The organism is Klebsiella sp. DY2415 (assembly GCF_026314315.1).
GTDB lineage: Bacteria > Pseudomonadota > Gammaproteobacteria > Enterobacterales > Enterobacteriaceae > Klebsiella > Klebsiella ornithinolytica.
Genome location: NZ_CP111115.1, coordinates 4,414,607 through 4,427,196, shown reverse-complemented (window position 1 = coordinate 4,427,196; position 12,590 = coordinate 4,414,607). Strand labels below are relative to the sequence as shown.

The 12,590-nt window shown below is 54.9% G+C and carries 12 protein-coding genes; 8 read left to right on the top strand and 4 right to left on the bottom strand.

Annotated elements, in window-relative coordinates; all coding sequences use genetic code 11:
* Positions 1-152 precede the first annotated feature (152 nt).
* Positions 153-1,127, bottom strand: coding sequence for a porphobilinogen synthase (gene hemB / locus OQV00_RS21080; protein ID WP_004858446.1), 975 nt, complete (start codon positions 1,125-1,127; stop codon positions 153-155).
* A 115-nt stretch (positions 1,128-1,242) separates the two neighbouring features.
* The gene (ampH, locus tag OQV00_RS21075) at positions 1,243-2,400 is read right to left on the bottom strand and encodes a D-alanyl-D-alanine-carboxypeptidase/endopeptidase AmpH (protein WP_004858455.1); all 1,158 of its coding nucleotides are present in this window, start codon (positions 2,398-2,400) and stop codon (positions 1,243-1,245) included.
* Between the two features lie 200 nt (positions 2,401-2,600).
* Between ampH and OQV00_RS21070 the strand changes: the two genes are divergently transcribed.
* From OQV00_RS21070 to OQV00_RS21060, 3 genes are all read left to right on the top strand, one after another.
* Positions 2,601-3,134: an isochorismatase family protein gene (locus OQV00_RS21070; protein ID WP_004858460.1), complete on the top strand. Its 534-nt coding sequence runs from the start codon at positions 2,601-2,603 to the stop codon at positions 3,132-3,134.
* Between the two features lie 119 nt (positions 3,135-3,253).
* Positions 3,254-4,474 (top strand): peptide antibiotic transporter SbmA, encoded by a 1,221-nt coding sequence (sbmA, locus tag OQV00_RS21065; protein ID WP_004858462.1) that lies wholly within the window; start codon positions 3,254-3,256, stop codon positions 4,472-4,474.
* 40 nt (positions 4,475-4,514) lie between these two features.
* Positions 4,515-5,642 (top strand): DUF1615 domain-containing protein, encoded by a 1,128-nt coding sequence (locus tag OQV00_RS21060; RefSeq protein ID WP_032724334.1) that lies wholly within the window; start codon positions 4,515-4,517, stop codon positions 5,640-5,642.
* Here OQV00_RS21060 and OQV00_RS21055 read toward each other — a convergent pair.
* A complete protein-coding gene (locus OQV00_RS21055) occupies positions 5,639-5,941 on the bottom strand; it encodes a DUF2755 family protein (protein ID WP_004858469.1) in 303 nt (100 codons plus the stop codon). The genes OQV00_RS21060 and OQV00_RS21055 overlap by 4 nt on opposite strands.
* 254 nt (positions 5,942-6,195) lie before the next feature.
* Between OQV00_RS21055 and OQV00_RS21050 the strand changes: the two genes are divergently transcribed.
* Entirely contained in the window at positions 6,196-6,405 is a 210-nt protein-coding gene (locus OQV00_RS21050; protein ID WP_004858472.1) for a DUF2754 family protein, read from the top strand.
* A 101-nt stretch (positions 6,406-6,506) separates the two neighbouring features.
* Here OQV00_RS21050 and ddlA read toward each other — a convergent pair whose 3' ends face one another.
* Positions 6,507-7,604, bottom strand: a complete 1,098-nt coding sequence (gene ddlA, locus OQV00_RS21045; protein WP_004858474.1) for a D-alanine--D-alanine ligase — start codon at positions 7,602-7,604, stop codon at positions 6,507-6,509.
* A gap of 303 nt (positions 7,605-7,907) precedes the next feature.
* On the opposite strand from ddlA, the gene OQV00_RS21040 reads away from it, so the two are divergent.
* The 4 genes from OQV00_RS21040 to idnR all read left to right on the top strand — a co-directional run bounded on the left by OQV00_RS21040 (position 7,908) and on the right by idnR (position 12,504).
* On the top strand, positions 7,908-9,107 hold the full coding sequence (locus OQV00_RS21040) for a multidrug efflux MFS transporter (protein WP_004858477.1): 1,200 nt from the start codon (positions 7,908-7,910) through the stop codon (positions 9,105-9,107).
* 179 nt (positions 9,108-9,286) lie between these two features.
* Positions 9,287-10,051, top strand: a complete 765-nt coding sequence (gene idnO, locus OQV00_RS21035) for a gluconate 5-dehydrogenase (RefSeq protein ID WP_266279371.1) — start codon at positions 9,287-9,289, stop codon at positions 10,049-10,051.
* A gap of 105 nt (positions 10,052-10,156) precedes the next feature.
* Positions 10,157-11,446: an MFS transporter gene (locus tag OQV00_RS21030; RefSeq protein ID WP_015585052.1), complete on the top strand. Its 1,290-nt coding sequence runs from the start codon at positions 10,157-10,159 to the stop codon at positions 11,444-11,446.
* Positions 11,447-11,511: 65 nt separating this feature from the next.
* Positions 11,512-12,504 carry a DNA-binding transcriptional regulator IdnR gene (gene idnR / locus OQV00_RS21025; RefSeq protein ID WP_004858486.1) on the top strand — a complete coding sequence of 331 codons (993 nt, stop codon included), beginning with the start codon at positions 11,512-11,514 and terminating at the stop codon, positions 12,502-12,504.
* The last annotated feature ends 86 nt before the right edge of the window (positions 12,505-12,590 follow it).

Sequence of the window (12,590 nt, the reverse complement as noted above, 5' to 3'; positions counted from 1 at the left end):
AGAAGGTGCAGATGTCGCTCAGATTACAGTTGAGTGAAGATTTGGGACTGGCGCGAGTTCATTCCCCCGGGTTGTGGCTGGCGCCTGAACGGGGCTACCGGAGCAGGCCGTAGCCCCGGTATGCGTAGGGCTACCGGGGGAATGACGGGAAATTAACGCAGGATTTTCTTTTCAGCCAGATCGAGGGCGAAGTAGCTGAAGATCAGATCGGCACCGGCGCGCTTAATGGCACCGAGGCTTTCCAGCACCACTTTTTCTTCGTCGATAGCGCCGGCCTGAGCGGCAAATTTGATCATCGCGTATTCGCCGCTCACCTGATAGGCGCCGAGGGGCAGATCGCTGCGTTCGCGGATATCGCGCAGAATATCAAGATAGGCGCCGGCTGGTTTGACCATCAGGCAATCTGCGCCCTGGGCTTCATCCAGCAGGGATTCGCGAATAGCTTCACGGCGGTTCATCGGGCTCATCTGGTAGGTTTTACGATCGCCTTTCAGCGCGGTACCGGCCGCTTCGCGGAACGGGCCATAGAATGAAGAGGCAAACTTGGTGGAGTAGGACATGATGGCCGTACGGGTAAAACCGGCGGCGTCCAGCGCCTGGCGAATCGCCTGCACCTGACCATCCATTGCCGCGGAGGGCGCGATAAAATCGGCGCCTGCCGCAGCGGCAACCACCGCCTGTTTGCCAAGGTTCACCAGGGTAGCGTCGTTGTCGACGCCGTGGTCGCACAATACGCCGCAGTGGCCGTGTGAAGTGTATTCACAGAAGCAGGTATCGGACATAACAATCATCTCCGGTACTGCGTCCTTACTGATGCGTGACATACGCGCCACCAGGCCGTTCTCATTCCAGGCATCGCTGCCGGTCGCGTCGGTATGGTGCGAAATACCGAAGGTCATCACCGAGCGGATACCGGCGTTGGCGATACGCTCGATTTCCCGCGCCAGGTATTTTTCCGGAATACGCATCACGCCAGGCATGGCTTCGATGGCTTTGTAATCGTCGATTTCTTCTTCAACAAAGATCGGCAACACCAGGTCATTCAAACTCAGTGTTGTCTCTTCAAACATGGCGCGCAGCGCAGCGGATTGACGCAAACGGCGGGGGCGAGTGATTAAATCTGTCATGGTTTGCCTGATTTTGTGAAATGAAAACAACAAGTCTAACCGAAATTCCGGTGAGATGTTTCGCCAAAGGAAGCATTAAGCCCACGTTACCCTGGAACCCATGCCGTGATGACGATCAGGACTCCGGGATCGGCGCCGGCTGTCCGCCGCTGAGTTCGCTGACCAGATCGTTAATACCGTTGCTCATATTGCTAAAGCGGGTCAGCGATGAGCGGGTGACCACCACAAAGGCACCGATATTTGCCTGCGGGTTCATGGCCATATAGGTAATGAATCCACCGCCGCCGCCGGTTTTTTGAATAATCCCCGGATGGCCATCTTTCGGTTTCATATAGACCCAGCCAAGACCCAGAGCGTCCGCTTTGCCCGGCACATCCATACCGATAACCCGTGTTAGCTGGCTACGTTGATAAATCAACGTCTGCATACGGTCAGCCTGCTGCCCGCGGGTATAGAAATCGGAGGAAAGGAACTGCTGCATCCAGCGCATCATATCGCCCGGCGTCGAGTAGACGCCGCCGCTGCCGATTGCCGCCAGCGTATTGTTGCACGGGCTGGCGCCTTTCTCGGCGACCATCAGGCGGCGGCACTGATCCGGTGAAGGGGTAAAGGTGGTGTCTTTCATACCCAGCGGCCGGGTGATTTGCTCTTCAAATAGCTGCGGATAGGGTTTTCCCGCTGCCGTAGAAAGGGCGTCTGCCAGCAGATCGAACGCGAGGTTAGAGTAAGCGGCCTGCGATCCCGGGGCCGCTTTCAGCGATGCTGTCGACAGCCACGACCAGCGATCCTGGCGCGTTGGCCAGACGAAGACCGGACGATGCGCCGCACCACCGGGCTGTTCGCGCGGCAGCGCGCTGGTGTGGGTCGCCAGGTTGACCAACGTAATCGGCGTGCCCTGATACGTCGGTACCCGGGCACCCGGCGGCGCGTATTTACTGAGCGGGTCGTTGAGCTTGACGACGCCCTGATCGAGCATTTTTACCAGCATCTCGCTGGTCATCAGTTTACTCAGCGAAGCAATGCGGATAACCGAATCCAGCTGCGGATGCTCATTGTTGCCCGGACGCGTTTCGCCAAAGCTACGAAACACGCGCTGGTTGCCATCAATAACAACCAGCGCCATGCCGGTGGCACCGCTACCGTAATAGATATGGTTGGCGTAACGATCGACCACATTGGCGGCAAATTCCGGGTCAACGATCGGTTGAGCTGCCTGGACCGATGTCCATGACGCCGCACACAGCGCAGCAAAAATAAGCAGACTACGTTTCAACTGGGGTATCCATAATGATAAGAAGAGATATAGGGCATATTTATACTACGAAGCGCGGCTGAACGAAGTGGAATAACGACAATATTTAGCAGAAAAACGTAACCGTGCGTAAAAAGGACTTTTTTATGCTTTCGGATATCCGCTTTCTCCGGTGGGCGCGTATGATGAGCGTTTGATGTATCGGGTGACGAGAGAGAAACATGGCGGCTCAACGAGTGGTGATGGTAGTAGATATGCAAAATGGCGTCTTTGCGACGCCGCGTATTGAGCGCGAACGCTGCGTCGCGCATATTAACCGTCTGATTCGCGCCGCGGATCGCGTGATTTTTATTCAGCATGCCGAGGACGGCGGTCTGGAAGAGGGGAGTGCAGGCTTTGCGCTGCTGGCGGATCTGGAACCCCCCGCAGACGCCCTCTATGTCACCAAAACCGCCTGCGATGCGTTCTATAAAACGCGTCTTGAGCAGGTACTGAGCGAGCATCAAATCCACCAGTTCGTGATTTGCGGCTGCGCGACCGATTACTGTGTCGATACCACCATCAAAAACGGCGCCAGCCGCGGCTATGCCATCACCGTGGCTGAGGATGCGCACACCACGGCGAACCGTCCGGCTGCGCAGGCCGTAACGCTGATTGACCACTACAACGACGTCTGGCGTACGCTAACCGTACCCGGCAATCCCGTACGCGTGAAATCCGTAGAAACAATTCTGGCCGAATGGCAGACGAACTAAGCTGCTGATATTTGGTCTCATCATCCGACCGCCCTCCCCAGGCTGCTACAGTGATGCGGCGGGCGTTTTCGTGGTACACAGCATAGCCAGAACGATAAAGAAGTTAGCAGGAGTAGATGATGTTTAAATCTTTTTTCCCCAAACCGGGGCCGTTTTTTCTTTCTGCCTTTGTCTGGTCGCTGCTTGCAGTGATCTTTTGGCAGGCGGGCGGTGGCGACTGGCTGCTGCGTTTGACCGGGGCATCACAAAATGTTGCCATCAGCGCTGCGCGATTCTGGTCGCTGAACTATCTGGTATTTTATGCCTACTACGTTTTCTGCGTGGGCATTTTTGCGCTGTTTTGGTTTACCTACAGCCCACACCGCTGGCAATACTGGTCGATTCTCGGCACCTCTTTGATCATCTTTGTAACCTGGTTTCTGGTGGAAGTTGGGGTCGCGATCAACGCCTGGTATGCGCCGTTCTACGATCTGATCCAGACCGCGCTGGCCACGCCGCATAAAGTCAGTATTAACCAGTTCTATCAGGAAATTGGCGTGTTCCTCGGCATTGCGGTGATCGCGGTGATAATTGGCGTGATGAACAACTTTTTCGTCAGCCACTACGTTTTCCGCTGGCGTACGGCGATGAACGAACACTATATGGCCCACTGGCATCACCTGCGCCACATCGAAGGTGCCGCTCAGCGTGTGCAGGAAGATACCATGCGCTTTGCCTCTACCCTTGAGGATATGGGCGTGAGCTTTATCAACGCCGTGATGACGCTGATTGCCTTCCTGCCGGTGCTGGTCACGCTGTCTGAACACGTGCCGGATCTGCCGATTGTAGGTCACCTGCCGTATGGCCTGGTGATTGCAGCGGTGGTGTGGTCACTGATGGGGACCGGCCTGCTGGCGGTCGTGGGGATCAAACTGCCGGGGCTGGAATTTAAAAACCAGCGCGTGGAAGCGGCGTATCGTAAAGAGCTGGTGTATGGCGAAGATGATGAATCCCGCGCCACGCCGCCGACAGTGCGCGAGCTGTTTAGCGCCGTTCGTCGCAACTATTTCCGCCTCTATTTCCACTACATGTATTTCAACATCGCCCGCATTCTTTATCTGCAGGTGGATAACGTTTTCGGTTTGTTCCTGCTGTTTCCGTCGATCGTTGCCGGTACGATTACGTTGGGCCTGATGACGCAGATTACCAACGTGTTCGGCCAGGTACGCGGCTCGTTCCAGTACCTGATTAGCTCGTGGACGACGCTGGTGGAACTGATGTCCATCTACAAACGTCTGCGTAGTTTTGAACGCGAACTGGATGGTAAAGAGCTGCAGCCTGTTACCCAGACGCTAAACTGATTACCGATCCCCACCCATAGCAGAGGCAGATTGAAGGATGATGCAAAGACAAGGAAAGTGCAGGGCAGCCGCGGTACCACGTCGAGTTTCCTGCGCCCTGACGCTGTTGGCTGGGGTTGTTCTGAGCGCCTGTACCAGCAACACGGCGCCGGTACTGAAAGAGGGCGAAAAGCCCGTTGACGTTGCCGCGGTGGTGCGGCAAAAAATGCCCGCCAGCGTGAAGGACAGGGATGAATGGGCGCAGGCGATTGCCAAAACCTTCGAAAGTCAGAAGCTGGCACCGACGGAAGAGAACGTCTGTTCGGTGCTGGCCGTCGCGCAGCAGGAGTCCAACTATCAATCCGATCCGGTGGTGCCGGGGCTGAGCAAAATCGCCTGGCAAGAGATAGACCGCCGGGCCGAGAAGATGCATATCCCGGTTTTCCTTGTGCACACGGCGCTGAAAATTCCGTCACCCAACGGCAAAAGCTACAGCGAGCGGCTGGATAACGTGAAAACGGAAAAGCAGCTTAGCGCCGTGTTTGACGATTTTATCGGCATGGTGCCTATGGGGCAGAAGTTATTCGGTTCACTTAACCCGGTGCATACCGGCGGACCAATGCAGGTGAGCATTGCGTTTGCCGAACAGCATACCGATGGCTACCCGTGGAAAATCAACGGCACCGTGCGCCAGGAAGTGTTCAGCCTGCGCGGCGGCCTGTGGTTTGGTACCCGGCACCTGCTCAACTATCCGGCGAACTACAGCGTGCCGCTGTACCGTTTTGCAGATTTTAACGCGGGCTGGTACGCCAGCCGCAATGCTGCGTTTCAGAATGCCGTCAGTAAAGCGAGCGGCGTGAAGCTGGCGCTGGACGGTGATTTAATTCGTTATGATAGCGATGATGCAGGGACGACGGAGCTGGCGGTACGCCGTTTAGCCGGGCAGCTGGCGATGAGCGATGATGACATCCACCGGCAGTTGAAAAAAGGCGACAGCCTGGCGTTTGAAAAAACCGAACTGTACCAACAGGTTTTCCGTCTGGCGGATAAGAAAGCAGGCAAAGCGCTGCCGCGGGAGATACTGCCGGGGATTCAGCTTGAGAGCCCTAAAATTACGCGCAATCTGACCACGGCCTGGTTTGCGAAACGCGTTGATGAGAGGCGGGCCAGCTGTATGGCGCGTCGCTAGCGATTATCGCTCCAGCGCAGGATAAGCCCCAGTACGCCGATCAACAGGCCGCCGAACAGGAAGGGGATCAGACCAAACAGGGTCCCCACCGCCAGCCCAATCTTAATTCGGGGCGAGCTGTTGTCCTGGATTTGCATCAGGTGCTCGAAAACGCCGGGGGCATGTACCAGCATACTTAACATCTGCGCGCCGGCCCAGAAACAGAACAGCACAAACAGGGCATAGGCAATATTGCTGCGGGTGATGGCACTTCTTTTTTTAGCGGCAATAAGTGATTTTGAAAAGGCGAACTCAGCCATCTTACCCTCCGAACTTGACTGACCTGCTGGTGTGCATCGCGGCATAGCGATTATTCTGGCAGCGGGAAGGGGTTCTCAGTATCAGATTGCTGGTAATTTACGACCAGGAATATTCCTGTTTTCTACCCGGGAGCGGGTGGGCGGATCATTTTGCGGAACTTAGAGCGATCTCCCAATGTGTGATAATTCTCCACGGGGCTACAGACCGCGGATTCCGGCTGTGCGAAGATGCTTTTTTTGTTGTCGGAGGGGCCATGAAACTCACTGAAAAAATTCGCCGTGACTGGCATTACTACGCGTTTGCGCTGGGATTAATTTTTATTCTGAACGGCGTGGTGGGGCTGCTGGGCTTTGAAACGCAAGGCTGGCAATCCTATGCCGTCGGGCTGGTGACCTGGGTGATTAGCTTCTGGATTGCAGGAAAGATTATCCGCCGCCGCCAGACCGGGGTGGAAGAAGCCTAGGCCGGACGCGTTCTCCGTAGCGGGAAGGTGGCCGGGATTGCGGCGCTGCGTCTCAGATAGCCCGGGTAAGGCGCCACGCGCCGTCACCCGGGAAAAGACAATCAGTTCATGGATGTCTTCAGCGCGCGGTCTGCCGCATGGCGCTCCAGCGCCAGTTCAATCAGGCGGCTGATCAGGCTGGTGTAGTCCAGGCCGCTGGCCTGCCACAGCTTCGGATACATACTGATGTTGGTAAAACCTGGCAGCGTATTGATTTCGTTGATGATAACTTCGTTCTCTTCCGTCAGGAAAACATCAACGCGGGCCATGCCGCTGCAGCCCAGCGTCTGGTAGGCCTGAATGGCAATATCGCGAATTTTATCGTTGATATCGCTGGCAATGGCCGCAGGAACCACCACTTTCGCCCCCTGATCGTCGATGTACTTGGTATCGTAGGCGTAGAACTCGCTGTTGAGGACGATTTCGCCGCAGGTACTGGCCTGAGGATGATCGTTCCCCAGCACCGCACACTCAATTTCCCGTCCTTTAATTCCTTGTTCCACCACCACTTTATGGTCGAATTCAAAGGCCAACGCGACCGCCTGCTGGTACTGCTCTTCGCTGTTGACTTTGCTGACGCCTACCGAAGAACCCTGGTTGGCCGGTTTGACGAACAGCGGCAGGCCGAGTTTGTCTTGCACCTGCGTAAAGCTGAACTGCTGGCGATTGGCGCGGGTCAGGGTGATGAACGGGGCAATCGCCAGTCCGGCATCACGCAGCAGGCGCTTGGTGACGTCTTTGTCCATACAGGCGGCGGACCCGAGGACGTCGGAACCGACGAAGGGCAGGTTAGCCATGCGCAGCATGCCCTGCAGCGATCCGTCTTCCCCGAGGGTACCGTGAACAATCGGGAAAATCACATCGATGGCGGCCAGCGGTTGGCCGCTGTCGGCGTTGATCAGCTGCTGCGCGTCACGGCCAGGAATTTGCGCCAGGGTGACGTCGGAAGGACGCAGGGCGATACGGGCAGGATCCTGCGGGTTTAACAGATAGTTACCGGCATCGTTGATATGCCAGAGTCCCTGTTTATCAATGCCGAGCAGAACGACATCAAAGCGTGTTTTATCAATTGCTTCAACGATATTTTTCGCCGATTGCAGCGACACTTCATGTTCTGCCGACTTACCGCCAAAAACGATCCCAACCCTCATCTTAGCCATTTCAACTTCCATCCTGATGACAACAAAGCACATAACATAGCATGTGCAATGCGCGCATGGCTGCCAGAATGTTGCTCCTGGAAAGCGGCAGGCTAAAAGCTGTTCGATTGCCGTCCAGCGCACCCTGCAGGTCAGCAGAACGCGCTGAAGGGGCGGCGGTTGGTCCTGATAATGTTCGACAAAAAATTTAATCGAGCGATAAAACACTAAACTCAGGCTCAGCGCATCTCTGGTAATACGTCGATGAGTGGAAATTGCTAAGCTAGGTAATAATTCACAAAAAATTAATGAATACGTGTAGTTATGGAATCCTGGAAGGTCAATCTCATCTCCGTCTGGTTTGGTTGCTTTTTCACCGGCCTGGCGATCAGTCAAATTCTGCCTTTTTTGCCGCTTTATGTTTCTCAGCTCGGCGTGACGTCTCACGAGGCGTTATCGATGTGGTCGGGGCTGACGTTCAGCGTCACCTTCCTTGTATCGGCTATTGTCTCACCCATGTGGGGCAGTCTGGCCGATCGTAAAGGGCGTAAGCTGATGCTGCTGCGCGCCTCGCTGGGTATGGCGATTGCCATTCTGCTTCAGGCCTTCGCCACCAACGTCTGGCAACTGTTTATCCTGCGTGCGGTAATGGGGTTGACCTCAGGCTATATTCCGAACGCGATGGCGCTGGTGGCCTCTCAGGTACCGCGGGAACGCAGCGGCTGGGCGCTCAGTACGCTATCGACGGCGCAAATCAGCGGCGTTATCGGCGGGCCGCTACTGGGCGGCTTCCTGGCCGACCATGTTGGGCTGCGGGCGGTCTTTTTTATCACCGCGATTCTGCTGACGGTCAGTTTTCTTGTCACGCTATTTCTGATTAAAGAGGGCGTCCGGCCGCAGACCAGCAAGGCCGATCGCTTAAGCGGCAGGGAAGTGCTGGCGTCGCTACCTTATCCTGGGCTGGTGATTAGCTTGTTTTTCACAACCCTGGTCATTCAACTGTGCAATGGCTCTATCGGCCCCATACTGGCGTTGTTTATCAAGTCAATGGCGCCGGACAGCAACAATATCGCCTTTCTCGCCGGGATGATTGCCGCGGTACCCGGAGTTTCCGCGCTGATCTCCGCGCCGCGTTTAGGCAAACTTGGCGATCGCATCGGAACCTCGCGCATCCTGCTGGCCACTTTGTGCTGCGCGGTGGTGATGTTTTTCGCCATGTCGTTCGTCACCACCCCGCTGCAGCTGGGCGTCTTGCGTTTTCTGCTGGGCTTTGCCGATGGCGCAATGTTGCCGGCGGTGCAGACTCTGCTGCTCAAATACAGCAGTGATAAGGTGACCGGGCGTATTTTCGGTTATAACCAGTCGTTTATGTACCTGGGAAATGTGGTCGGGCCGCTGATTGGCGCTTCGGTATCGGCAATGGCCGGTTTTCGCTGGGTCTTTATCGCAACCGCAGTTATCGTGCTGATTAACCTTTGGCAGCTGGCCGTGATGCTGCAACGCAGTCGCCGTACCGCCGCCTAGCGCCTTTCTCGCGGCATTTACGCCCGGGCGTAAATGCCGCGTTCAGATGTCCATCTTCTGCCTGTCTCCTGTAAATGTCGCACTGATCACAAATTGATCATTTCTCTTCTTTTCCCTCTTTAAAATACAACTGTTACGCGTATACAGTTACGCATAACAGTACATGGAAAAGAGTTTTTATGAGAAATTTATTCGATTTATCCGGCAAGCGCGCGCTGATCACCGGCTCCGCCAGAGGTATTGGCTATCTGCTGGCGGAAGGTCTGGGGGAGTATGGGGCCGAGATTATTATCAATGACCGCACGCAGCAGAAAGCAGACGCCGCGGCGCAGGCGCTGCGTGAGCAGGGCTATCGTGCGACGGGCGTGGCTTTCGATGTTACCCGCAGCGTCGAGGTTGAACAGGCCATTGCGCGGATTGAGGCGCAGATCGGGGCGATTGATATTTTGATTAACAACGCCGGGATCCAGCGTCGTTATCCCTTCACCGAATTTCCTGAGGATGAATGGGACCAGGTGATTGAGGTTAACCAGAAAGGGGTTTTCCTTGTTTCTCAGCAGGTGGCTAAATATATGATGACGCGCCGCTCAGGGAAAATAATTAATATTTGTTCAATGCAGAGTGAATTAGGTCGTAAGACTATTACACCGTATGCCGCATCGAAAGGGGCGGTCAAAATGCTGACGCGTGGAATGTGTGTGGAACTGGCCGAATATAATATTCAGGTTAATGGTATTGCTCCGGGTTATTTTGCCACAGAAATGACCGCAGCATTAGTTAACGATCGGGATTTTTCTGCCTGGCTCTATCAAAGAACCCCGGCTGCGCGCTGGGGAAAACCGGAAGAATTAATTGGCGCCGCGGTCTATCTGGCCTCCCCGGCGGCTAATTTTGTGAATGGACATCTGTTGTTTGTTGATGGCGGGATGCTTGCCGCCGTTTGAGTCCTGCATCGCCTTTTAGCGGCCGCACGTCGGCCGCCAAAAAGCTGATGAATATATAAAATAATGACCCCCCGTTTGATTATGCACTTTATCTGAGGATGGCATATGCAAATGCTCGCGAAATTACCAGCGCGTCGCTGGTGGTATTTAATGCCGGTAATTTTTATTACCTATAGTCTGGCGTATCTCGATCGTGCGAATTATGGTTTTGCCGCCGCTGCCGGTATTGAAAGTGATTTAGGTATTACCAAAGGAACGGCATCACTGATTGGCGCTTTGTTCTTCCTGGGCTATTTCTTTTTCCAGGTTCCCGGTGCGATGTACGCCGTAAAACGCAGCGTACGAAAAATGATTTTCTTCAGCCTGGTATTATGGGGCTTTTGCGCGGCGGCCACCGGATTTGTCAGCAATATTCCGATGTTAATGGTTATTCGCTTTACGCTCGGGATCGTCGAGGCGGCGGTGATGCCGGCGATGCTGATTTATATCAGCAACTGGTTTACCAAAACCGAGCGTTCACGCGCCAATACCTTCCTGATTCTTGGCAACCCGGTGACGGTATTGTGGATGTCGATTGTCTCCGGCTACCTGATTCAGTCCTGGGGCTGGCGGGAAATGTTTATTATCGAAGGCATTCCGGCGGTGCTATGGGCTATCTGCTGGTGGATTCTGGTGCGGGATAAACCGTCGGAAGTCTCCTGGCTGAATGCGCAGGAGAAGCAGGTTCTGCAACAGGCGATGGATAGCGAACAGAGCCATATCAAACCGGTGCGCAACTATGGCGAGGCGCTGCGTTCACGAAACGTAATCATGCTGTGCGCCGTCCATGCGCTGTGGAGTATCGGGGTTTATGGCTTCATGATGTGGATGCCGTCAATTCTGAAAAATGCCGCGCAGATGGATATCGTTGCCGTCGGTTGGCTGGCGGCGGTTCCCTATCTGGCGGCGATTTGTCTGATGCTGACGGTCTCCTGGCTGTCGGATAAATTCCAGAATCGTAAACTGTTCATCTGGCCGCTGTTGCTGATTGCCGCCGTGGCGTTTTTCGGCTCCTGGATGATCGGCAATCAGTCTTTCTGGTTCTCCTACGGGCTGCTGGTTATCGCCGCCGCCTGTATGTATGCGCCGTATGGTCCCTTTTTCGCGCTGATCCCGGAGCTGCTGCCGCGCAACGTGTCGGGGGTGTCGATGGGATTAATTAATAGCTTCGGCGCGCTCGGTGCGTTCCTTGGCGCCTGGCTGGTGGGATATCTGAATGGCATCATGGGCGGGCCTGGCGCGTCGTACACCTTTATGGCCATTGCGCTGCTGGCATCGGTGGTGCTGATGTACAACGTGCGGGCCAACGACGATCGAACGGCTGCGCTGATGACGACAAAAAAGCTTGCGGGTTAACAGAATCGAAGCTGCTGTGGTAAGGTTCTCTGCGAGCATATGAGTCGTTTGTCGCAGAGAACCCGATGAAAAACAACCGGATGACATTACAGGATATCGCGAACCTGGCCGGGCTTAATAAAATGACGGTCAGCCGTTATTTACGAGACCCGGGCCAGGTATCGCAGCGTAGCCGTGAATTGATCGCTAAGGTCATGGAAGAGAACAACTATATTCCTAACCGGGCGCCGGAAATTCTGCTCAATGCCCGCAGTAAAACCATCGGCGTGCTGATTCCCTCCTTTCGTAACCAGATATTCGCCGATGTGCTCGCCGGTATTGAATCCGTCACTTCTGCCCACCAGTATCAGACCCTGATTGCCAATTACGGCTACGATCCGCAGCGTGAAGAGCGCGAAGTGCTCAATTTACTCTCCTACAATATCGATGGGCTGATTCTCACCGGCAAGCAGCACACTGACCGCATGATCCAGTATGTCCGCGCCAGCGGTATCCCGGTCGCGGAGCTGATGGACATCGGCGGGCAGCCGCTCGATATCCAGGTGGGATTTGATAACGAGAAAGCCGGCTGGGATATGGCTCATGCGTTTCTCGAAAGCGGCAAACGAAAAATCGCCTTTTTTGGTTCGATGGACGATCCCCGCGATGTGAGTCGTTTCCGCGGGACTGAACAGGCGGTGGCGGCCTGTGGCCTGCAGGCGTATCACATCACGCCGCGTACCATCTCCTCGGTGGCGCTGGGCCGGCAGATGTTCCTGCAAATGCAGCAGTCGCACCCGGATATCGACGCGATTTTTTGTACCAATGACGATCTGGCGGTCGGCGTGCTGCTGGAGTGTCAGGCGCAGGGGATTGCGGTGCCGCAGGAGATAGCGATTGCCGGCTTCCACGGGCTGGAAATTGGTCGCGCGCGGCTGCAAAAAATCGCCAGCGTCATTACTCCTCGTTATGACATCGGTAAAACGGCGAGTGAAATCCTGATTGCCCGTCTGGCGGGGAAAGACGCGCCAGATAGCGTGAATTTGGCCTATCAGATATATTATGGCGATACGTTATAATTATTACCGGAATAGCAATATTCTTTTTTATTATTATCTATTGAATTTAGTTATGAAAGGTATTGTTCTTGCCTTGAGTTTATTCC

What these genes read in the sequence shown, in the direction of transcription:
- OQV00_RS21040 (WP_004858477.1), top strand. Translation starts at nt 7,908, where the DNA reads ATGGAATCCTGGAAGGTCAATCTCATCTCCGTCTGGTTTGGTTGCTTT.
- OQV00_RS21050 (WP_004858472.1), top strand. Translation starts at nt 6,196, where the DNA reads ATGAAACTCACTGAAAAAATTCGCCGTGACTGGCATTACTACGCGTTT.
- idnO (WP_266279371.1), top strand. Translation starts at nt 9,287, where the DNA reads ATGAGAAATTTATTCGATTTATCCGGCAAGCGCGCGCTGATCACCGGC.
- sbmA (WP_004858462.1), top strand. Translation starts at nt 3,254, where the DNA reads ATGTTTAAATCTTTTTTCCCCAAACCGGGGCCGTTTTTTCTTTCTGCC.
- OQV00_RS21070 (WP_004858460.1), top strand. Translation starts at nt 2,601, where the DNA reads ATGGCGGCTCAACGAGTGGTGATGGTAGTAGATATGCAAAATGGCGTC.
- hemB (WP_004858446.1), bottom strand. Translation starts at nt 1,127, where the DNA reads ATGACAGATTTAATCACTCGCCCCCGCCGTTTGCGTCAATCCGCTGCG.
- OQV00_RS21060 (WP_032724334.1), top strand. Translation starts at nt 4,515, where the DNA reads ATGCAAAGACAAGGAAAGTGCAGGGCAGCCGCGGTACCACGTCGAGTT.
- OQV00_RS21055 (WP_004858469.1), bottom strand. Translation starts at nt 5,941, where the DNA reads ATGGCTGAGTTCGCCTTTTCAAAATCACTTATTGCCGCTAAAAAAAGA.
- ddlA (WP_004858474.1), bottom strand. Translation starts at nt 7,604, where the DNA reads ATGGCTAAGATGAGGGTTGGGATCGTTTTTGGCGGTAAGTCGGCAGAA.
- OQV00_RS21030 (WP_015585052.1), top strand. Translation starts at nt 10,157, where the DNA reads ATGCAAATGCTCGCGAAATTACCAGCGCGTCGCTGGTGGTATTTAATG.
- idnR (WP_004858486.1), top strand. Translation starts at nt 11,512, where the DNA reads ATGAAAAACAACCGGATGACATTACAGGATATCGCGAACCTGGCCGGG.